Source organism: Actinosynnema sp. NPDC023658, assembly GCF_040639995.1.
Taxonomy (GTDB): Bacteria; Actinomycetota; Actinomycetes; order Mycobacteriales; family Pseudonocardiaceae; genus Actinosynnema.
In genome coordinates, this window is record NZ_JBFAAX010000076.1 from 1 (window position 1) to 19,582 (window position 19,582).

General features: G+C 70.7%; 28 protein-coding genes. 16 read left to right on the forward strand and 12 right to left on the reverse strand.

Annotation, left to right across the window (positions count from 1 at the left end; all coding sequences use genetic code 11):
• A partial coding sequence (locus AB0G02_RS12145) for a biotin carboxylase N-terminal domain-containing protein (protein ID WP_360792902.1) occupies positions 1-598 on the reverse strand: 598 nt, incomplete at its 3' end.
• A 158-nt stretch (positions 599-756) separates the two neighbouring features.
• On the opposite strand from AB0G02_RS12145, the gene AB0G02_RS12150 reads away from it, so the two are divergent.
• A complete protein-coding gene (locus AB0G02_RS12150; protein WP_360792904.1) occupies positions 757-1,704 on the forward strand; it encodes a sporulation protein in 948 nt (315 codons plus the stop codon).
• A gap of 15 nt (positions 1,705-1,719) precedes the next feature.
• Positions 1,720-1,992, forward strand: coding sequence for a GlsB/YeaQ/YmgE family stress response membrane protein (locus AB0G02_RS12155; RefSeq protein ID WP_360792906.1), 273 nt, complete (start codon positions 1,720-1,722; stop codon positions 1,990-1,992).
• 40 nt (positions 1,993-2,032) lie between these two features.
• On the opposite strand, the gene AB0G02_RS12160 is transcribed toward AB0G02_RS12155, so the two are convergent.
• Together AB0G02_RS12160 and AB0G02_RS12165 are read right to left on the reverse strand one after the other, a co-directional pair.
• Positions 2,033-2,200 (reverse strand): DUF397 domain-containing protein, encoded by a 168-nt coding sequence (locus AB0G02_RS12160; RefSeq protein ID WP_360792954.1) that lies wholly within the window; start codon positions 2,198-2,200, stop codon positions 2,033-2,035.
• A gap of 45 nt (positions 2,201-2,245) precedes the next feature.
• Positions 2,246-3,088, reverse strand: coding sequence for a helix-turn-helix transcriptional regulator (locus AB0G02_RS12165; RefSeq protein WP_360792908.1), 843 nt, complete (start codon positions 3,086-3,088; stop codon positions 2,246-2,248).
• Here AB0G02_RS12165 and AB0G02_RS12170 point away from each other — a divergent pair.
• On the forward strand, positions 3,069-3,344 hold the full coding sequence (locus tag AB0G02_RS12170; RefSeq protein ID WP_360792910.1) for a hypothetical protein: 276 nt from the start codon (positions 3,069-3,071) through the stop codon (positions 3,342-3,344). The genes AB0G02_RS12165 and AB0G02_RS12170 overlap by 20 nt on opposite strands.
• 3 nt (positions 3,345-3,347) lie before the next feature.
• Here AB0G02_RS12170 and AB0G02_RS12175 read toward each other — a convergent pair whose 3' ends face one another.
• From AB0G02_RS12175 to AB0G02_RS12185, 3 genes are all read right to left on the reverse strand, one after another.
• Positions 3,348-3,758, reverse strand: a complete 411-nt coding sequence (locus AB0G02_RS12175; RefSeq protein WP_360792912.1) for an Imm1 family immunity protein — start codon at positions 3,756-3,758, stop codon at positions 3,348-3,350.
• Positions 3,746-4,486 (reverse strand): DddA-like double-stranded DNA deaminase toxin, encoded by a 741-nt coding sequence (locus tag AB0G02_RS12180; RefSeq protein ID WP_360792914.1) that lies wholly within the window; start codon positions 4,484-4,486, stop codon positions 3,746-3,748. Before AB0G02_RS12180 ends, AB0G02_RS12175 begins: the two co-directional genes overlap by 13 nt.
• Positions 4,487-4,569: 83 nt before the next feature.
• A complete protein-coding gene (locus AB0G02_RS12185) occupies positions 4,570-5,112 on the reverse strand; it encodes a TetR/AcrR family transcriptional regulator (protein WP_360792956.1) in 543 nt (180 codons plus the stop codon).
• Between the two features lie 164 nt (positions 5,113-5,276).
• Here AB0G02_RS12185 and AB0G02_RS12190 point away from each other — a divergent pair, with 164 nt between their 5' ends.
• From AB0G02_RS12190 to AB0G02_RS12225, 8 genes are all read left to right on the forward strand, one after another.
• Entirely contained in the window at positions 5,277-6,422 is a 1,146-nt protein-coding gene (locus AB0G02_RS12190) for an acyl-CoA dehydrogenase family protein (protein ID WP_360792916.1), read from the forward strand.
• An 18-nt stretch (positions 6,423-6,440) separates the two neighbouring features.
• Entirely contained in the window at positions 6,441-7,643 is a 1,203-nt protein-coding gene (locus AB0G02_RS12195) for an acetyl-CoA C-acetyltransferase (protein WP_360792918.1), read from the forward strand.
• Entirely contained in the window at positions 7,644-8,405 is a 762-nt protein-coding gene (locus AB0G02_RS12200) for an SDR family oxidoreductase (RefSeq protein ID WP_360792920.1), read from the forward strand.
• An 82-nt stretch (positions 8,406-8,487) separates the two neighbouring features.
• Entirely contained in the window at positions 8,488-9,675 is a 1,188-nt protein-coding gene (locus AB0G02_RS12205; protein WP_360792922.1) for a hypothetical protein, read from the forward strand.
• A complete protein-coding gene (locus tag AB0G02_RS12210; RefSeq protein WP_360792924.1) occupies positions 9,672-11,135 on the forward strand; it encodes a substrate-binding domain-containing protein in 1,464 nt (487 codons plus the stop codon). The genes AB0G02_RS12205 and AB0G02_RS12210 overlap by 4 nt, the downstream gene beginning before the upstream one ends.
• Positions 11,122-11,877, forward strand: a complete 756-nt coding sequence (locus AB0G02_RS12215; protein WP_360792926.1) for a hypothetical protein — start codon at positions 11,122-11,124, stop codon at positions 11,875-11,877. Before AB0G02_RS12210 ends, AB0G02_RS12215 begins: the two co-directional genes overlap by 14 nt.
• Positions 11,878-11,899: 22 nt before the next feature.
• Positions 11,900-12,472, forward strand: a complete 573-nt coding sequence (locus AB0G02_RS12220) for a TetR/AcrR family transcriptional regulator (RefSeq protein ID WP_360792928.1) — start codon at positions 11,900-11,902, stop codon at positions 12,470-12,472.
• Between the two features lie 10 nt (positions 12,473-12,482).
• Entirely contained in the window at positions 12,483-13,040 is a 558-nt protein-coding gene (locus AB0G02_RS12225; protein ID WP_360792930.1) for a DinB family protein, read from the forward strand.
• Between the two features lie 105 nt (positions 13,041-13,145).
• Here the strand turns inward: AB0G02_RS12225 and AB0G02_RS12230 are convergent, their stop codons facing one another.
• Entirely contained in the window at positions 13,146-13,607 is a 462-nt protein-coding gene (locus AB0G02_RS12230) for a MaoC family dehydratase (protein ID WP_360792932.1), read from the reverse strand.
• Position 13,608: 1 nt separating this feature from the next.
• Positions 13,609-14,370: a 3-oxoacyl-ACP reductase FabG gene (gene fabG / locus AB0G02_RS12235; protein WP_360792934.1), complete on the reverse strand. Its 762-nt coding sequence runs from the start codon at positions 14,368-14,370 to the stop codon at positions 13,609-13,611.
• 126 nt (positions 14,371-14,496) lie between these two features.
• Between fabG and AB0G02_RS12240 the strand changes: the two genes are divergently transcribed.
• Together AB0G02_RS12240 and AB0G02_RS12245 are read left to right on the forward strand one after the other, a co-directional pair.
• Positions 14,497-15,288 carry an SDR family NAD(P)-dependent oxidoreductase gene (locus AB0G02_RS12240; RefSeq protein ID WP_360792936.1) on the forward strand — a complete coding sequence of 264 codons (792 nt, stop codon included), beginning with the start codon at positions 14,497-14,499 and terminating at the stop codon, positions 15,286-15,288.
• A gap of 5 nt (positions 15,289-15,293) precedes the next feature.
• Positions 15,294-16,247, forward strand: a complete 954-nt coding sequence (locus AB0G02_RS12245; RefSeq protein ID WP_360792938.1) for an NADPH:quinone oxidoreductase family protein — start codon at positions 15,294-15,296, stop codon at positions 16,245-16,247.
• A gap of 69 nt (positions 16,248-16,316) precedes the next feature.
• Here AB0G02_RS12245 and AB0G02_RS12250 read toward each other — a convergent pair whose 3' ends face one another.
• Both AB0G02_RS12250 and AB0G02_RS12255 read right to left on the reverse strand, forming a co-directional pair.
• Positions 16,317-16,538, reverse strand: coding sequence for a hypothetical protein (locus tag AB0G02_RS12250; protein ID WP_360792940.1), 222 nt, complete (start codon positions 16,536-16,538; stop codon positions 16,317-16,319).
• Positions 16,532-16,654, reverse strand: coding sequence for a hypothetical protein (locus tag AB0G02_RS12255; protein ID WP_360792942.1), 123 nt, complete (start codon positions 16,652-16,654; stop codon positions 16,532-16,534). The genes AB0G02_RS12250 and AB0G02_RS12255 overlap by 7 nt, the downstream gene beginning before the upstream one ends.
• Before the next feature lie 114 nt (positions 16,655-16,768).
• On the opposite strand from AB0G02_RS12255, the gene AB0G02_RS12260 reads away from it, so the two are divergent.
• On the forward strand, positions 16,769-17,476 hold the full coding sequence (locus tag AB0G02_RS12260; protein ID WP_360792944.1) for a helix-turn-helix transcriptional regulator: 708 nt from the start codon (positions 16,769-16,771) through the stop codon (positions 17,474-17,476).
• Positions 17,477-17,620: 144 nt separating this feature from the next.
• On the opposite strand, the gene AB0G02_RS12265 is transcribed toward AB0G02_RS12260, so the two are convergent.
• Positions 17,621-18,109, reverse strand: a complete 489-nt coding sequence (locus tag AB0G02_RS12265) for a DUF6319 family protein (RefSeq protein ID WP_360792946.1) — start codon at positions 18,107-18,109, stop codon at positions 17,621-17,623.
• 101 nt (positions 18,110-18,210) lie between these two features.
• Between AB0G02_RS12265 and AB0G02_RS12270 the strand changes: the two genes are divergently transcribed.
• On the forward strand, positions 18,211-18,558 hold the full coding sequence (locus AB0G02_RS12270) for a DUF6401 family natural product biosynthesis protein (RefSeq protein WP_360792948.1): 348 nt from the start codon (positions 18,211-18,213) through the stop codon (positions 18,556-18,558).
• Between the two features lie 34 nt (positions 18,559-18,592).
• Here AB0G02_RS12270 and AB0G02_RS12275 read toward each other — a convergent pair whose 3' ends face one another.
• Positions 18,593-19,054 (reverse strand): nuclear transport factor 2 family protein, encoded by a 462-nt coding sequence (locus AB0G02_RS12275; RefSeq protein ID WP_360792950.1) that lies wholly within the window; start codon positions 19,052-19,054, stop codon positions 18,593-18,595.
• A 139-nt stretch (positions 19,055-19,193) separates the two neighbouring features.
• Between AB0G02_RS12275 and AB0G02_RS12280 the strand changes: the two genes are divergently transcribed.
• Positions 19,194-19,582: TetR family transcriptional regulator (locus tag AB0G02_RS12280; protein ID WP_360792952.1), on the forward strand; the 389-nt coding region annotated here is incomplete at its 3' end.

Here is a 19,582-nt window from a genome sequence, read left to right on the forward strand (position 1 = left end):
TGGTGCCGACCAGCTGCACCTCGACGTGCCTGGCCGGTTCCAACAGCTCCTCCACGAACACGGCGTCGTCCCCGAACGCCGCCAGCGCCTCGGCCCGGCACCGCTGCACCGCGGCGTCGAGGTCCGCGAGCCGCCGCACCACCCGCACGCCCTTGCCGCCACCACCGGCGACGGCCTTCACCACCACCGGGCCGTGCGCGCGGAAGAACTCCTCGAACCCGTCCTCGGCCCCCGCGAGCACCGGCACGCCCACCTCGGCGGCCAGCGCCCGTGCCCGGCTCTTGTCCCCGAGCAGCTCCAGCACCTCCGGGGGCGGTCCGACGAACGTCAGCCCGGCCTCGGCGCAGCGCCGGGCGAACCCGGCGTTCTCGGCCAGGAACCCGTAGCCGGGGTGCACCAGGTCGCACCCCTCGGCGGCGGCGAGCACGGCGTCGACGTCCAGGTACGAGCCTTGCAACCGGACCGCGCGGTCGGCGAACCGACCGTGCGCGTCGTCGGAGTCGGTGACCAGGGCGACGGTCCGCCAGCCGAGGTCTGCGGCGGCGCGCAGCACCCGGACGGCGATCTCTCCCCGGTTGGCGACGAGCAGCGTGGGCACGTGAACCTCCTGAGCGACCGCTTAGTATGTGACCGCGGTCGCATACTGGCACCCGCGCTTAGCGTTCGTCCAGAGGGAACCGATGCACGGGTAGAGGCGTCCTTGGAGCAACACCAGCCCCAAGGGCGTGACCGAGAAGCAGGCCAGGAGGCACCAGCGTGGTTTTCAAGAGGATGTTGCGCGCGTTCGGAGTCGGCGGTCCCACTGTGGACACGGTGCTGGCCAACCCGAACGCGCGGCCGGGCGAGCTGCTGACCGGTGAGGTCCGCATCGCGGGCGGCGACCACCCCGCCGACATCGACGAGGTCAAGCTCTCGCTCGTCACCCGGGTCGAGGTGGAGAGCGGCGACAACGAGCACAACCGGAACCTGGAGTTCGCCCGGGTCGTCGTCGGCAGGCGCATCGGCGTCGCGCCGGGGCAGCACCTGGCGCTGCCGTTCCAGTTCCCCGTGCCGCTGGAGACGCCGCTGACCGTGGTGCACGGTCAGCACCTGCACGGCATGACGATGGGGCTGCGCACGGAGCTGGAGGTGCGCGGCGCGGTCGACCCGGGCGACCTCGACCCGGTCGCCATCCACCCGATCCGCTCGCAGGAGCACGTGCTGAACGCGTTCGGCGCGCTCGGCTTCCGCTTCCAGCGGGCCGACAACGAATCGGGTCGCATTCACGGCGTGCCGCAGCAATTGCCGTTCTACCAGGAGATCGAATTCCTCCCGCCGGGGCAATTCCTGAGCAAGATCAGCCAATTGGAGTTGACCTTCGTCACCGACCCGCACCGGTTGTACGTGGTGCTGGAGGCGGACCGCCGCGGCGGCCTGTTCCGGCAGGGCGGTGACTCGTTCGGGCATTTCGCGATGTCACACGATGAGGTGATTCGCACGGACTGGGCCGGACTGCTGCACCACTGGATGGACCAGGTCGCCGGCAGGCGATCTTCCGGCGGATACGGGCACCACGGCGGGCATCACGGTGGTCACCACGGCGGTCACCACGGTGGGGGAATCGGCGCCGGTGGCGTTGTCGCCGGGGCTGCGGCCGGCGTATTCGGTGGGATGATGATTGGCGAGGCCCTCGACGAGATCGGGGACTTCTTCGAAGGCGACTAACCCGGAGGAGGTATCGTGGGCATCGGCGGTGTCATCAGTGCCCTGATCGTGGGTCTCATCATCGGTTTGCTGGGCAAGCTCGTCGCACCCGGTAAACAGGCCATCCCCATTTGGCTGACTCTTGTCGTGGGGATCGTGGCGGCGTTCATCGGAACGTTCATCGCCCGCGCCCTCGGTGTTGAGGACACGCCGGGACCTGACTGGATCGAGATCATCGTGCAGGTGATCATCGCGGCCATCGGTGTCAGCCTCGTTGCCGGCTTCTACGGCAAGAAATCCGTGCGGTGAAGCGCCAGGGCCTCCCGGGATCCCCGGGAGGCCCTGCCGGTCACGCCCCGTTCAGCCGGTCGTCCCTCGGCGCGCCGAGGAACCTCCGCCACTGCCCGATGCCGAAGGCCAACGTCGGCCCGGCCGGGTTCTTGGAGTCCCGCGCGCCGACCCCCGCCCCACCTCCACGCAGGACTGGCCCTCCGCGCTGTAGGTGCTGGTACGCCAGGCCGCATCCGCCAGATCCCCGTGCTCCATGCTGTGCGAACCTCCGTCATTCCAGGCCGTCGGCAATCCCGGCGATCAGCGTTGCCGAGTCGTCAGGGCTCTTGGCCATCGCCACCAGGTGATCGAAGTGAGCCCGGAAGCGCTCGACGTCGTTGTCCGACTCCAAAAATATCTCACCCACCTGGCTGTCGACGTAGATCAGGTCGGTGCTCAACGCGTCGTCGAAGGCCATGACGACGAACTCGCCAGGCATCCCGGGGTGAGCGCCGGAGGAGAACGGGATGACCTGGATGGTCACCTGCGGCGCACGGGCCGCTTCGAGCAAGTGCCTCAGTTGCGCCCGCATGACGTCGGTCCCACCGACCTCGCGGCGCAGTGCCGCCTCGTCGATGACGGCCCAGAGCTTGAGGGGGTTCTCCTCACCCCGAGCGGCTTGTCGCTCGACCCGGGTGCGAACGCGGTCCTCGACCTGTTCGTCGGTCGCGTCGTACGAGCCGCCTCGGATGACGGCACGGGCGTAGTCCTCGGTCTGCAACAAGCCCGGCACGAACATGCCCGAGTAATTGCGGACCTGGTGGGCGTCGTGCTCGAAGCTGATGTAGGCGGTGTAGCCCTCGCGCAGGTCTTGGTGCCAGGGTTGGATCCAGCCCTGATCCGCTGACTGGCGGTAGAGGGTCTTGAGTCGTTCCTGTTCGTCCTCCGGCACGCCGTAGAGCTTGAGCAGGGTGTCCAAGGTCCGGTACTGGGGCCGGGTGCGCGCGGTTTCGATGCGGTAGAGCGTGACGGCGTTGATGCTGGTCCGCTTCTGGACGTCCTCGCGGCGCAGTCCTCTCTCGTCGCGGAGTCGTTCGACCGGAAAGGAAGACCACGTGGACGACGAGACCTTCACGGCTCTCCTGCACGAGGCGGCGCAGGACGAAGCACCCCGCCTGTTCGCCCTGGTGGAGGAGTACGGGGAACACGAGGACGCCCGCGTCGCCGGCTACGGCCTGGCCTACGCCGACCGCGCGGAGTCCAACTCGGTGGAGGGCGACTTCCTGCTCAGCTCCGAGTGCCCCGAGAACGCGCGGGCCGTGTACGAGGTGAGCTCCGGCGACCGGGCCGTGCGGTGTGTCCACCTGGTGTGGCTGGACGACCGCTCCTGACCCCTACTCCCAACGCGGCTGCCACTGGATCCCACCCGGTCGCCCGCCGCCGGTGGTCATGTACTCGTGAGCTGCTCGGCGTACGTCGGCCAGGGGGATTTCCGCGTCGGCGGGGAATTCGGTGTCCGAGCCGGTGAAGTAGTAGATCGGCGGCGGCTCGGTGATGTACGGCCCCTTGCTGATGCAGGCCTCGGGGGCGTCGGGGCCGGCGTAGTAGAGAACCCCCCTCCCGGTCGTGGCGTCGAGTCCCACGTCGAGGATTGCGTGGCCGGGATCGCCGTGGATGAGGAGCTGCACGGTGGTGGGGTCGTTGAGTCCCACCACGATGTCCAGGACGGCGTCGAGCTCGACGGGGTCGTGCACGACGGTGGGGCCTTCGGCTTTCCAGTCGTACCAAGCTTCTAGCGCCACCACGGACGGGCACCTCCTGCGTATCGCTTGCGGAACGGTTCGCCTGATGGGGTGACGCCGTGCACGGTCAGCGTGGCGCCTTCCGGGAGCAGGACCGGTACGAGGGTGTCACACCCGAATGGGCCTGCGCACGGCTTGGCGTTGATCACCACCGTGGCATGCCGGATGCCCTCGGCAGCCATCCGAACGGCCAATTTGATCTCTACGTCCGCCGTCTTGGCGGATAGCCGGGGCATTCCTCTGTCGCGCAGTGCGGTGTCCGCTGCGGAGGAGTACTCGTCTCGTCCGCTGACGATCGACTGCGCGGTGCCATCCGGGCCGATCCACTGGCCGCGTGTTTTCTGGTGAGGACCGCCGGGTGCGCGGTGCGGAGGCAGCGCGCGTCGGAGCTGTTCGATCCGATCGGGTGCGATGGTGGGCGAATGGTCGGGTTCGACGCGGCTTGTCGGGGGCGTTGGCGGTGGGCCCGTGCCCAGCAGCGCGTCCAGCACGGCTTGAGCGTGGTCCATTCCGGCGCCAAGGGCCCGCCACAGGTCGACCACACCCCTGACCACCTCGGTGAAGTCGGCCACCGCCCGCTCCGCTTCGGGGTCGCCCGAGCCGGCCAGCGCGCCGGACAGGACGGCCTGCGCGTCTTCCGCCGCCTCCTGCGCGGCACCCAGGGCGTCCCGGCACCGCGACGCCTTGTCGCACGCCCGCGAGACCTGCGTGGCCACGTCGACCAACGACACACATCACCGTGGCACGGCACCGGCCTCCACCGTAAGAACCCGACCGGGTGTCGGAGCGCCCGACGGGGAACACCGGCCAACGGTCAGGACGCGCCCACCATGCGCAGCACCAGGTCCGCGTACAGGTCACCGATCTCCGCGGGCGTGCGCCGCCCTCCCGGCTGGTACCAGCGCGCCACGTCGATGCACAGCGACATCACCGCCAGGGTCGCCCCGCGCACGTCCGGCACGTCGAACGCGCCCGCCGCGACACCCGCCTCGACCATCCCGCGCACGGAGCCCTCGATCCGCCGCCGCAGCTCCACCACCTCGGCCAGGTGCTCGGGCGTCAACGCGCTCAGCTCGTACTGCACGACCCGCGCCGTCGTGTGATATTCGGCATGCCAGGACGCGAACGCGCGCACGGCCGCCGCCAGCCGGGCCGCCGGTTCCTCCTCCACCACGGCCGTCAGCATCGACAGCGACGTCTCGTGACCGACCCGCGAGATCTGGAAGAGCAGTTCCTCTTTGGACCGGTAGTGGATGTAGACCGCCGCTGGTGACATGCCCGCCTGCGCCGCGATGTCACGGGTCGTCGTCGCGTGGTACCCGCGCACCGAGAACGCGGCGGCGGCGGCGATCAGCATCCGCCGGGCCGCCGGTGGGGTGACCGAGGACCACGTCTCGTCCAGGAGCGCGAACTCGCCCCGGCTCGTCGTCACATCCGCCCTCCTTGACACGAAGCCGAACGATACCGCAGGCTAAGCACACGCTTAGACCTAAGCAACCGCTTAGTATGGAGGATGTGAGAGTGCGCCGCACGCTGTTCGAACCCGACCACGAAGCGTTCCGCGAGACCGCGCAGGCGTTCTGCGACCGCACCCTCCGGCCGAACTACGAGAAGTTCGTCGAGCAGCGGCACATCGACCGCGAGGTGTGGTTGGAGGCGGGTCGGCAGGGGCTGCTCGGCCTGGAGGTCCCCGAGGAGTACGGCGGCAGCGGCGCGAACGACTACCGGTTCAACGCCGTGCTGGGCGAGGAGCTGTCGAAGGTCAGCGCCGGCATGTCGTCCTGCCTGGGCATCCACGGCGACGTCGTCGCCCCCTACCTGGTCGACCTGTGCACCGAGGAGCAGAAGCAGCGCTGGCTGCCCCGGTTCTGCTCGGGCGAGATGACGACCGGCATCGGCATGACCGAACCGTCCGGCGGCTCCGACCTGGCCGCGCTCAAGAGCAACGCGGTCCGCGACGGCAGCGACTGGATCCTCAACGGCTCCAAGACGTTCATCACCAACGGCTTCTCCGCCGACATGGTCGTGGTCGCCGCGCGCACCAGCCCGGAGAAGAAGGCCCGCGGCATCACGCTGTTCGCGGTCGAGACCGGCATGAAGGGCTTCGAGCGCGGTCGGAAGCTGGACAAGGTCGGCCAGCCCGAGTCCGACACCGCCGAGCTGTTCTTCGACAACGTCCGCGTCCCGGCAGGGAACGTCATCGGAGAGGTCGACCGCGGCTTCATCTACATGATGGAACGCCTGCCGCAGGAACGCCTCGGCGGCGCGATCTCCAACCTGGCGCACGCCAAGCAGATCCTGCTGGAGACGATCGAGTACGCCAAGGAGCGCAAGGCGTTCGGGCAGGCGATCGGGTCGTTCCAGCACAACAAGTTCGTCCTCGCGGAGCTGGTCACCAAGATCGACGTGACGCAGGCGTTCCTGGACCAGTGCACCGACGCGCACACCCGGCGCGAGCTGACCGCCGTCGACGCGGCGAAGGCGAAGTACTGGAGCGCGGACGTGCAGAACGACGTCATCGACGCGTGCGTGCAGCTGCACGGCGGCTACGGCTACATGACCGAGTACCGCGTGGCCCGCGCCTGGATGGACGCCCGCGTGACCCGGATCTGGGCCGGCTCGAACGAGATCATGAAGGAACTCATCGGCCGCGACCTCGGCCTCTAGGAACCGGGAGACACCGCCATGCCCGAGGCTGTCATCGTCGCCACCTCGCGCTCCCCGATCGGTCGGGCGCGCAAGGGGTCGCTGGTGGACCTGCGCCCGGACGACCTGGCCGCCCAGGTCGTCCGCGCGGCGCTCGACCAGGTGCCCGAGCTGGACCCGAACGAGATCACCGACCTGCACCTGGGGTGCGCCGAACCGCAGGACGAGCACGGCCAGAACGTCGCCCGCCGCATCGCCGTGCAGCTCGGCTTGGACGGCCTGCCCGGCACCACGGTCAACCGGTTCTGCGCCTCGTCGGTGCAGACCGCCCGGATGGCGTTCCACGCGGTGAAGGCGGGCGAGGGCCACGCGTTCATCAGCGCGGGCGTCGAGTGCGTCTCCCGCTACCGGCACGGCGACCCGCACCTGAACCCGCTGTTCGACGCCGCACGCGAGCGCACCCAGCGCACCGCCGAGACCAACGAACCGTGGCACGACCCGCGCGAGGACGGCGAGCTGCCGGACTACTACATCGCGATGGGGCAGACCGCCGAGAACGTCGCCACCGCGCTCGGCATCGGCAGGCGCGACCAGGACGAGTTCGGCGTCCGGTCGCACAACCTGGCCGAGAAGGCCATCGCGGACGGCTTCTTCGACCGCGAGATCACCCCCGTCACCCTCCCCGACGGCACCGTCGTCTCCACCGACGACGGCCCGCGCAAGGGCGTCACCTACGACGCGGTGTCGGCGCTCAACCCGTCGTTCCGTCCACAGGGGACGGTCACGCCGGGCAACTGCTGCCCGCTCAACGACGGCGCGGCGGCGGTCGTCATCATGAGCGACGTGCGCGCGAAGGAACTGGGGCTGACCCCGTTGGCGCGCATCGTGTCCACCGGCGTGTCCGGGCTGTCGCCGGAGATCATGGGCCTCGGTCCGGTCGACGCGACCAAGCAGGCGCTCGCGCACGCGAACCTCACCATCGACGACATCGACCTGGTCGAGATCAACGAGGCGTTCGCGGTGCAGGTGCTGGGCAGCCAGCGCGCGCTCGGCATCGACATGGACAAGCTGAACGTGCACGGCGGCGCGATCGCGCTGGGCCACCCGTTCGGCTCGACCGGCGCCCGCATCATGACCACGCTGATCAACGGGATGCGCACCCGTGACGCCCAGTTCGGGCTGGAGACGATGTGCGTCGGCGGCGGTCAGGGCATGGCGATCATCCTGGAGAGGTTGAGCTGAATGGGAATCCTCGACAAGTTCCGGCTGGACGGGCAGGTCGCGATCGTCACCGGCGCGTCCTCCGGGCTGGGCGTGGCGTTCGCCAAGGGCCTCGCGGAGGCGGGCGCGGACGTGGTGCTGGCCGCCCGTCGGGTGGACCGGCTCAAGGACACCGCGCAGCTGGTGGAGGGCGCCGGCAGGCGGGCCCTGGTCGTGCAGGCCGACGTGGCGCAGCCGGACGACTGCCGTGAGGTGGCCCGTGCGGCGGCGGAGTTCGGCCCGGTGCGGGTGCTGGTGAACAACGCGGGCGTGGCGTCCGCGGTGCCCGCGTCCCGGGAGACGCCCGAGCAGTTCCTGGGCGTCATGGACGTCAACCTCAACGGCGCGTACTGGATGGCGCAGGCGGCGGCGGCCGTGATGACCGGCGGCGGGTCGATCGTCAACGTCTCCAGCGTGCTGGGCCTGGTCTCCGGCGGCCTGCCGCAGGCGGCGTACTCCGCGTCGAAGGCGGGCCTGATCGGCCTGACCCGCGACCTGGCGCAGCAGTGGACCGGCCGCAAGGGCATCCGGGTCAACGCGCTGGCTCCCGGCTACTTCGCCTCGGAGATGACCGACCAGTACCCCGAGGGCTACCTGGAATCGCACATCTCGCGGCTGCCGATGGGCCGGGTGGGTGATCCGGAGGAGCTGGCGGCGGCCGTGGTGTTCCTCGCTTCGGCGGCGGGCGGCTACGTCACCGGGGCGACGTTCGTGGTGGACGGCGGCGTGACCCTGGGCGGCTGAGCACCGACTTGTAACCCACACCGCGCGGACGGCGATCTAGCCTGGTACCAGGTGAGATCGCCGTCCGCACCGGGGGAAGTCCGTGGTCGCGAAGAGTTCCACCGAAGAGCCCAGCTTCACCATCACCGACCCACCCAGGTCCGTGCTCCGGCGCAAGCGCTTCCTGCTGCCGTTCGGGGTATCGGCGGGCATCGCCCTGGCCGGCGCGATCGCGCTGTTCGCCTCGGGCGTGATCGCACTGCCGTTCCGGGGCGTCACGATCGTCCGTGCGCTCATGGCCTCGAAGGTGGAGTTCTTCTCCGACCACGAGGTCCGCCGGATCCTGATGGCCAACGGCATCCAGGTGCACCTGACCGACTCCGGCGGCTCGTCCGAGATCGCCAAGGAGCGGGCGAACCCCACCTCGTTCGACTTCGTCATGCCTTCCGGTCAGCTCACGGCCCGCCAGATCCACGACCGGGTGGGCGGCACGCCGTTCTACCCGCTGACCACCCCTCTGGCGATAGCCGCCTTCAGCGACTACGCGCGAGCGCTGGAGAAGGCGGGGGTGGCGACTGCGCAGCCGAACGGCGACGGGTTGTACTACACCCTCGACATGACGAAGTTCGTCGACCTGACCCTGGCCGGCAGGACCTGGAAGAGCATCGAGGGCGGCGGCCTGACGAACGAGAACCAGATCATCGCCCAGTCGCCGGATCCGTGCCGCAGCTACTCGGGTGCGGTCTACCTCGCACTGGTTGCGTTCGCCGCCAACGGCAAGCGCGCGCCGACGGAGGCCGAAGCACCGGCCGTCGCGGCGAAGATCAAGCCGTTGTTCGAGGTGGAGGGCCAGTTCGGCGCGAGCATCGGCCGCAACATCTTCGCCCCGGACGGCCGCACGTTCGCCCCGGTCGGTGTCGTCTACGAGCACCAGTACCTCGCCTACCAGATCCGCACCAAGGAGCGCACCGGGTCGGTCGACCGCGACCGCGTGCTGCTCTACCCCGATGCCCACCACCACGCCGAACCGTGGCTGATCGCGTTCAGCGAGGCGGGGGAGGAGGTCGGGCACCTGTTGCAGGAGAACCCCGAGCTGCAACGGCGCGCGTTGGAGCTGGGCTTCCGCCTCGGCCGGGCGGGCAGCGCGTCCGTGGGCACCGTGCTCGCGGAGCGCGGGATCCCCGAGGGCGATCCGGGTCGGGGCGACACCGAGGCGTACGTGGCCAAGCCCGCCGCCCTGGCGACGATGATCGGAGAGCTCGGATCCTGCCCCAGCGGGGTTCCGCTGTGAGGGACGTCCTGGCCGCGTTGCTGCTGCTCACCATCGTCGCGGGCTGCACGTCCGCGCCGTCCGAGCAGGTCACGCTGACCGTGCTGGCCAGCTCGGAGCTGGCCGACCTCGCGCCGGTGCTGGCCGACCTCCGCCGGGACACCGGGGTGGAGCTGAAGCTCGACTACCGGGGCACCGTGCGGGCCAGCGAGGAACTGGCCGCCGGGGTGGATCACGACCTGGCGTGGCTCGCCACGAACCGGTACCTCGCGCTGAAGGCCGCGGACCTGCCGCTGTCCACCAGCACGATGCTCTCGCCGCTGGTGCTGGGTGTGAAGCGGAGCGGGGCGGCAGCGTTGCGCGGCGCGTCGTGGGCCGACGTGGCGGGTCGTGCGGCAGCGGGGGAGCTGCGGTTCGGGATGGCCGACCCGAGGGTGTCCGGCAGCGGGATGGCGGCGTTGATCGGGGTCGCCACGGCCGCCGCCGGCACCGGTGCGGCCCTGCGGCGCGAGGACGTGACCTGCGACAAGCTCCAGGGCTTCCTCACCGGGCGGGTGTTCGGCGCGTCCGGCGCGGCGGAGGTCGCGGACGAGTACGCGCAGCGGCAGGACGAGGTGGACGCCGTGGTCGCGTATGAGTCGACCGTGCTGTCGCTGAACGCGTCCGGGCGGCTGCGCGAACAGCTGGAGGTCGTGTACCCGAGGGACGGGATCGTGCTCTCCGACTACCCGCTGATGCTGCTGCAACCGGACAAGCGGGACGCGTACGACCGGGTGGTGCAGTGGCTGCGCGCGCCGTCCGCGCAGCGGGCGATCATGGAACGCACCTCGCGCCGACCGGTGGACCCGCAGGTCGAGCGCACCGAGGCGCTGCGCGAGCCCATCGGCACCGCGCTGTACTTCCCCGGCACGCAGGAGGTCGTGGACACCCTGCTGGCCGCCTACGACCGCGCCGGGCGGCCGAGCCGGGTGGTGTTCGTGCTGGACCACTCGACGTCCATGGCGGGCGCGCGGATCGCCGCCCTGCGGGAGGCGTTCGCGACGCTGAGCCGGGCGGGTGGGTTCGACCGGTTCCGGGTGGGTGAGGTGGTCGTGCTGGTGCGGTTCGCGGGGACCGTGATGGAGGAGCGCACCGTCGCCATCACGGGTTCGGCCGACCTGGAGGCGCTGGCCGGCGCGTTGACGACGGCGGAGCTGGCCGACGACGGCACGGCGATCTGGTCGGCCCTGGACCACGCCTACCAGGTCGTCGGTGACGGCACGGTGGTGCTGATGACCGACGGCGAGAACAACGCGGGGATGAGCGCGGACCAGTTCCTGGCCGCGTGGCCCACCCCGCCGGCGCGCACGTACGCGATCACGTTCGGCGAGGCCGACCCGGTGGAGCTGGACCGGGTGGCGCGGGCGACCGGCGGGCGGGTGGTGGACGCCACCACCGGGTCGCTGCTGGAGGCGGTGAGGGAGATCCGTGGCTGTCGATAGGGCGCTGTGGTGGTCGGTGTGGTGGCCGTGGGCGGTCGTGTGGGTCGTGACCGCGCTGGCCCTCGCGGTGGCCGTGGGGGTGGGCGTGTGGGCGTGGCGGTCCCGGCACCGCTACGCGCCGCCGCGCGAGGTGCCCGGGTTGACCATCTACCTGCACGAGAAGTCCGTGATGGACCTCTACCAGTTCGGGCGCTACGGCGACGCGATGGCCAAGGAGGTCGTGGACCGGGTCGGCGTCACCAAGGACGGCAAGATCGCGTTGAAGGGCCTGGACCTGGGCGTCGAGGGCGCCCGCAAGTCCGGCCGCGAGGTGGTGAAGACCTACATCGAGCAGTACGAGCCGATCGCGGTGGTCGGCGTGCTGCTGGACGCGCTGGAGTCGGCGTCCGGCGTGGTGCACGTCGACCTGCGCGACCTGACCGTGCTGCGGAACACGGCGTTGGAGCAGCGCTTGGAGGCGGCCGACGTCGTCCGGCTGCGCCGGATCGACTCGTACCTGTCGGTGAAGGGCGTGTTCCGGGTGGCGTCCGAGGACAACGGCACGACGGTGTTCCTGGCCCCGTTCGGGGACCCGGACGACCCCGAGGAGGGGCCGCAGGTGCGGGTCGAGTGCTACAGCGCCGGGCTGCGCGACGACGTCGTGCCGGAGGGCGGCTTCCAGGCGCGCTGCCTCGGCCGGGTGCAGTCGTGGAAGGCGGACGACCAGCACCTGGTCATCAAGCCGATCGCGATGTTCCAGTGATCGGTCGTGCGATGCTTGCCCCATGGCATCGGTACCGGAGCGGCTGATCGACGCCGCGACGCGGTTGTTCGCCGCCAAGGGCTTCGACCGGGTCGCGGTGCAGGACATCGTGGACCTCGCGGGCGTCACCAAGGGCGCCATGTACCACTACTTCGGGTCCAAGGACGACCTGCTGCACGAGATCTACGGCAGCCTGCTGCGGATGCAGACCGAGCGGCTGGACCACTTCGCGTCCGGCTCCGCGCCGGTGGCCGAGCGGCTGCACGCGTCGGCGGTGGACGTCGTGGTCACCTCGATCGACAACTTCGACCAGGCACGCGTGTACTTCCGGTCGGCCGACCACCTCGCGGAGGACAAGCGGCGGGAGATGCGGGCGGAACGGCGGCGCTACCACGAGCGGTTCCGGTCGCTGGTCGAGGAGGGCCAGGCGGAGGGCGTGTTCCGCGCGGACGTGCCCGCCGACCTGACCGTCCACTACTTCTTCGGCAGCGTCCACCACCTCGGCCAGTGGTACAGCGCCGACGGGCCGCTCTCCGCCAAGCAGGTCGGCCGCCACTTCGCGGACCTGCTGCTCGCGTCGTTGCGCCCGGTGTGAGGATCACTCCATGAAATCCGACCTGCACCGCTACCTGCGGTTCGTGCGCGAGGCACTGCTGTGGAAGCTCGACGGCCTGTCGGACCACGACGTCCGCCGACCGCTGACGCCGACCGGCACGAACCTGCTCGGCCTGGTCAAGCACCTGTCCGCGATGGAGCTGGGCTACTTCGGCGACACGTTCGCCCGCCCGTTCGGTGAGCGGTTCGACTGGATGGGCGAGGACGCCGAGCCCAACGCCGACATGTGGGCCACGGCGGACGAGTCCCGTGAGGACATCGTCGACCTCTACCGGCGCGCGTGCGCCCACGCCGACGAGACGATCGACGCGCTGGACCTGGACTCGCCGGGCACCGTGCCGTGGTGGTCGGAGGAGCGCCGGTCGGTCACGCTGCACCTCGTGCTCGTGCACATGATCGCGGAGACCAGCCGCCACGCGGGCCACGCCGACATCGTCCGCGAGCTGATCGACGGCGCGGTCGGCATGCGCCAGGGCAACGACAACATGGCCCCGGTGGACTGGCAGGCCTACCGCGCCAAGCTGGAGGACGTCGCCCGCGAGGCCTGACCACCCGGCCGCCGGGCCGCGGACCGGTCACCACGCCCGGCGGGTCCCGTGTCGAGTGGGGACGACGGGCACGGCACCCGTCGGGGGAGTGCCGTGCCCGTCGCGTCAGGAGGCCGCGGGGACCAGGAGGACCACGGTCTCGGCCACGCACCCCGGCTTGGGGTTGCCCTCGATCTCGACGGTCACCTTCACCACCGCCTGCTTGCCCTGCGCCACGTCGGTGATCTCGGCCAGCTCGGCCCCGGCCCGCACCCGCGACCCGACGACCACCGGGCTCGGGAAGCGCACCTTGTTCAGCCCGTAGTTCACGCCCATGGCGAGGCCCTCGACCGTGTAGATGTCCCGCACGAGCAGCGGGATCAGCGACAACGTCAGGTAGCCGTGCGCGACCGGTGCGCCGAACGGCCCGCGGGCCGCCTTCTCCAGGTCCACGTGGATCCACTGGTGGTCGCCGGTGGCGTCGGCGAACAGGTTGATCTCCGCCTGGGTGATCTCGTGCCACTCGCCGTGGCCGAGGTGCTCGCCCTTCGCCGCGGCCAGCTCGTCGAGGTTCGCGAATACCCGCATGTCAGTCCTTCGGTCCGCCGGCGACGTAGATGACCTGACCGGACACGAAACCCGCACCCTCGCTGACCAGGAAGGACGCGGTGTGCGCGATGTCCTCGGGGTAACCGACGCGGCCGACCGGGATCATCGCCGCCGCGCCCTTCTTGAAGTCCTCGAAGTCCACGCCGACGCGGGCCGCCGTCGCGGCGGTCATGTCGGTCGCGATGAACCCGGGCGCGATGGCGTTCACCGTCACGTTGAACTTGCCCAGCTCGATCGCCAGCGTCTTGGTGAACCCCTGCAGGCCCGCCTTCGCCGCGGCGTAGTTCGCCTGACCCCGGTTGCCCAGCGCCGACGTGCTCGACATGTTGACGATCCGGCCCCACGTCGCCGCCGTCTGGAACTTCTGCACCGCCCGGCTCATCAGGAACGACCCGCGCAGGTGGACGTTCATCACCGCGTCCCAGTCGTCGTCGGCCATCTTGAACAGCAGGTTGTCCCGCAGGATGCCCGCGTTGTTGACCAGGACGGTCGGTGCGCCCAGCTCGTCCGCGACCCGCTGCACCGCCGCGTCGACCGCCGCGCTGTCGCTGACGTCCACTCCCACCGCGATGGCGGTCCCGCCGGAGGCCTTGATCTTCTCCACGGCCTCGGCGCAGCTGTCCTCGTTGAGGTCGAGCAGCGCGACGGCCATGCCGTCCTGGGCGAGCCGCGTGGCTACGGCGGCGCCGATGCCGCGTGCGGCACCGGTGACGATGGCCACCCGTGCGTCCGTGTCGGCCACGGTCAGTCCTCCTTGATCTGCGGGCCTAAGCAACCGCTTAGTAACCTACCGGCGGCGTCGCCTTGACGCCAGACCACCTCGGGAGAACCATACCGACTGGTCGGAATGTCAGCCAGAGGAGGCGCGGTGGAGTTCTCGGGCAAGGTCGCACTGGTCACCGGGGCCGCGAACGGCATCGGAGCGGGGGTGGCACGCCGACTGGCCGCCGCCGGGGCGTCCGTCGTCGTCGCGGACGTGGACGACGAGCGCGGCAAGGCCGTTGCGGACGAGGTCGACGGCGTGTTCGCGCACTGCGACGTCCGCGACCCCCGGCACAGCGAGCAGGCGGTGGCCACGGCGGTCGAGCGGTTCGGCGGTCTCGACATCGCGGTGCTCAACGCGGGCATCGCCACCGGCTTCGGCGTGGGCGACGACTTCGACCCCGAGCGGTACCGCACGGTCATGGGCATCAACCTCGACGGCGTCGTCTACGGCGTGCACGCGGCGTTGCCCGAGCTGCGCAAGCGCGGTGGGCGGATCGTCGCCACCGCCAGCATGGCCGGCCTCATGGCCATGCCCATGGACCCCCTGTACGGCGCGAACAAGGCCGCCGTCGTCGGGCTCGTCCGCGGCCTCGGCCCGGGTCTCGCCGCCGAGGGCGTCACCGTGAACGCGGTGTGCCCGTCGTTCGCGGACACCGCGATCATCACCGGCTTCAAGTCCGCCCTCCAGTCCGCCGGGATGCCGGTGCTGAGCGTGGACGACGTGGTCGACGCGTTCGTCTCCGTGTTGCGCGACGGCCAGCCAGGTGAATGCTGGTTCGTGCAGGCCGGGCGCCCCAGCGCGCCGTTCACCTTCCCCAACCCGCCCGGGCCGCGCACCGCCACCGGCGAACGCGTCACCCTCGGCCACGACCCGCTCATCACCAAGGAGAACTGACACCCGTGCGCGCCATCCAGATCACCGAGTTCGGCGGACCGGAAGTACTGAACGAGGTCGAACTGCCCGACCCCGTCGCCGGTCCGGGTGAACTGCTCGTCGACGTCAGCCGCGCGGGCCTGAACTACGCCGACACCCACCAGGCGGAGAACTCCTACCTGTCCAAGATGGAGCTGCCGCTGGTGCCCGGCGGCGAGGTCGTCGGCATGGCGGGCGACCGGCGCGTGGTGGCCCTGACCAACTTCGGCGGGTACGCGCAGAAGGCCGCGGTGCCCGAGGCGACCGCGTTCGACGTGCCGGACGGGGTGGACGACCTGACCGCGTTGAGCATGGTCGTCCAGGGTGCGACCGCGTGGCTGCTGCTGCGCAAGAGCGCGCACCTGGAGCCGGGGGAGACCGTCGTCGTCCACGCCGCCGCCGGTGGTGTCGGGTCGCTGGCCGTGCAGCTGGCCAAGAAGTGGGGCGCGGGGCGCGTCATCGCCACCGCCAGCACCCAGGACAAGCGCACGCTGGCGCTGGACCTGGGCGCGGACATCGCCGTCGACTCCACCTCGGAGGACATGACCGGCGCGCTGCGCGAGGCCAACGAGGGGCGGCGCGTGGACGTCGTGCTGGACATGACCGGTGGCGCGGTGACCGACCAGAGCATCGCCGCGCTGGCGCCGTTCGGCCGGCTGGCGTTCTACGGCATGGCCAGCCGGGAGAAGCCGACGCCGGTCGACCCGGGCCGGCTGCTGGTCCACTCGACCGCCATCGCGGGCATGTGGCTGCCGCACGCGTTCAAGCTGCCGGGCCGCGTCGTGCACCAGGCGATGGCCGAGCTGTTCGACCTCGTGCTGGCGGGGGACCTGCGCGCCGTGCCGGGCGGCGAGTACGGGCTGTCCGAGGTGCGTCAGGCGCATGAGGACCTGAGGGCCCGCCGGACCACGGGAAAGCTCGTGCTCGACCCGTCACGCTGACACCGGCCGAGAACGGAATACCGATCCGATGCCCACCGGGGATGTTCCTCCCGGTGGGCATCGGGCCGTTCAGCTGCGCTTGGCCTCGGCCGGCCGTCGCAGCGCCGGGACCCTCTTTCCCGACATCCAGTAGAGCTTCTCCGCCGCGTCCGGGGTCGGGGCCACGGTTGCCGCCGTGCCGAAGCTGACCTCGTAATCGCCATCGGCGGTAACGGATTCCCTGAACTCCGCCTCGCGCGTGATCCTCAGGTACGACGTCTGCTCCACCGCGTCCGCAGGCTGCGTCACCATTTGTAGTAGCTCCCCTTTTCTCTGCCCTGCATGGTGGAGAAGTGCTCGTCCATGAGCTGCCCACCGGTCCGACGCCGTTCATACCGGCTGCGGCAGGCGAACCGGATGAATGACACGTCTGGTGGTGTCTGATCGCCGGTCTGGTGGTGTCTGGTCCCCCGAATGCGGGGGTCTGGTTTGAGCGCGTTGCTGTCTGGTATGACTGGCAGGACAGTGGGGAGGTGTTGACCGTGTCGCAGATCAGTGACGTGTCCGGCGAGCGACTGAGGGCGGCCAGGGAGTACGCCGGCCTCTCCCTCACTCGTATGGCCCAGGCGACCAACTACTCGAAGTCCTATCTGGGACTCGTCGAGACCGGCGTGAACCCGATCACCTTCGAGGTGCTGACGGCGTACGAACGAGCTTTGGGAGATGGCATGTGGCGACAGGACATCAACCACCCGAGACTGATGAAGATCAAGGACCCGGAGCACCTCCAGCGCATCCGGGAAGCGGTGGAGGCCGGAGATCCGGACATCTTCGCCGAGGGCCCGACGTCGAGTTCGATCGACGCCGCCGTGGCGCCGGTCGTGGGCGCGCAGGCCATCGGGAACTTCCGGGAGTGGGCCGTGAGCGGGGCCACGTCGACCCTGCGCGCCAACGCGGTGAGCATCCTGGGCTTCCTGCCCGGACGGGCGAACGCCGACGTCGTCGTCGCTGTGCTGGAGAACGACCCGGCGGTGCGGCGGCTGTGCCTCGCCTCCGAGGTCTCCCGCCTGACCCGATGCGGTTGGGAGGTCGCTCTCGGGGTCGCGGACGATCCCGCCAGCGCACCGGAACCGCGGAAGCTCGCGGCCAAGCTGGCCAAGGAGGCCGTCGATCCGAAGGACACCGAGTCACGCTGGTGCGCCGGCTACCTGCTCCAGCGCTTGGCGCCGGTCCTCGGTCCCGACGACTGAGGTCCGACGACGGGGATCGGCACCTCGCGGCGCGTGAGCCAGTCGCACCGCAGCACCTCGAAGTCGACACCGGCCGGAAACCCGCCCGCCGCCGTCCCTGATCGGGCGGCGGCGGTCGGGTTCGGGTCTGCGAGTCCCGGCGGCTCAGTCGCTCAGCTCGGCCAGCGCGGCCTTGACCCTCGCGAGCTCGGCCTCCAGCTCCTCCATCCGCGTGCGGTGCTGGGCGCGGGCGGCCTCGATGACCTCGTCGATGCCGCCGGCGATGTCGTCGTGCAGCTCCTTGGCCGCCCGCGACACTGCCGCGGCCGAGATCGGGAGACCCTGCACGACCCGCTTGGTGCCGTGCACCAGGTCGGCCTGCCACTCGCCGTCCGCGGTGCCGGTGACGGTCAGCGTCAGCTCGACCGTCCGCGTCTTCTTCGCCGTCGACTTCGGCCGCTTCGCGGGCTTGGCCTCGGTCTCCGCCGAGCTCGCGGCTTCCGCCGAAGTCGCGGTGGTGGCCTCCGCCGGGGTCGCCGGCTCGGCCTGCGTCACGGGCTTTGCCTGCGCCACGGGTGCGTCCTCCTGCACGGGTGCGGCGGGCGCCTCGGCGTCCACCTTCTCATCCTGCTCCACGAGCGTGTCCGCCTGCACGTTCTCGTTCCTCTCTGCGCATCCGGCTCGACCCGGCGTGATCATAGAACACGTGTTCGATGGCGGGTCGATTGCCCCGCACAGCGTAGGGTGTCGGGCTTGTGAGTGGTTGGAGGGACTTCTCCGCTCGCCGGTTCTTGGACCGGTTGAGCGACGAACTCGGTTTCGCGGCGGTGCTGACCCCCGGCGTCCTGGCGCCCGGGGTGGTGGCGGCGGTCGACCAGCACGGTGCGGCGGTGCGCGACATCCTCGCGTTCGGCGTGCCCGCGGCGGCGGTCGCGGGCGTGGTGCTGCTGGCCGGGTACGCCAAGGGTGTGCTGGACGAGGCCAGGGCGCAGGGCTGGGAACCGCCCGCGTTCGTGGACTGGGCGAACGCGGACTGGCTGACGCTCAGGCTCGCTGCCGTCTGCCACCTCGCCCGGCACGACGAGCCGGCCCTGGAGCCCTAGGCGGCCGGGTCGGGCGGAACCTCCGGGCGGGGCCTCACGGTTCCCGGCGCGCTGAGAGGTCGTGCCCGAGGGCGGCCGCGGCGGCCAGGACGTTGACGTAGTCGCGCAGGTGGGCGATCCGACCGTCGCGCGCCGTGAGCACCATGAGGTTGGGCAGCACGAACCCTCCGGTGGTGGCGCTGGTCCCGACGGCTTCCTGCTCGACGACGATCGTGTCCGGGTCGTCCGTGCCGTGGACCGCGAGGGTCCGGTAGCGCTCGAACCTCAGCGGGGTGGCCCGCCACCCCTCGGTGATCCAGTCCACGATCTCGTCGCGGCCCTCCAGCCGCGACGGCACGCCCGGGTACGCGAACGGGAACTCGTGGACCGCGTCGACCGCGTAGAGGCGCCTCATCTCCGTCTCCGACCGGTGGATGGCGGCCCGGCGGTGGCGCTCCAGGACCTCCCGCGGCCCGTCCTCGCGACCATCGACCCGATCGTGTCCGGTCCGCGTCATGGGACGTCCTCCCGAGGCCGTGAGCAGCCATGCGACTAAGATGAGGCATGGTCCGGTTAGTGGGCACGGTAACGGACCGTGTCCCCGGTCAGCAACGGTCGGGGTCGCGGTGTCGGCTGGGCACGATCCGAAGTCCCGAGTGGGACGTCCGCTGCGCGCCGACGCCCGGCGCAACCACGACCGGTTGGTCGAGCAGGCGAGGATCGCGTTCGCCGGTTCCGGCGTGGACGCCTCCCTGGACGACATCGCCCGGCGGGCCGGGGTGGCCAGTGGCACGCTGTACCGGCACTTCCCCACGCGGTCGGACCTGATCGAGGCCGTGCTCGGGGAGCAGATCGCCGCGCTGGTCGACCTCGGTCGCGGGCTGCTGACCGCCGAGGACGGGTTCGACGCGCTGTCCACGTGGTTGCGCGCCGCGCTCCGGCACGGCCTGACCTACCGGGGGCTGTCGGCCGCCGTGCTGAACTCGGCGCTCGACCGCGAGGGGGAGGCGATGTCGACCTGGCACGCCGAGCTGTTCGAGGTGGG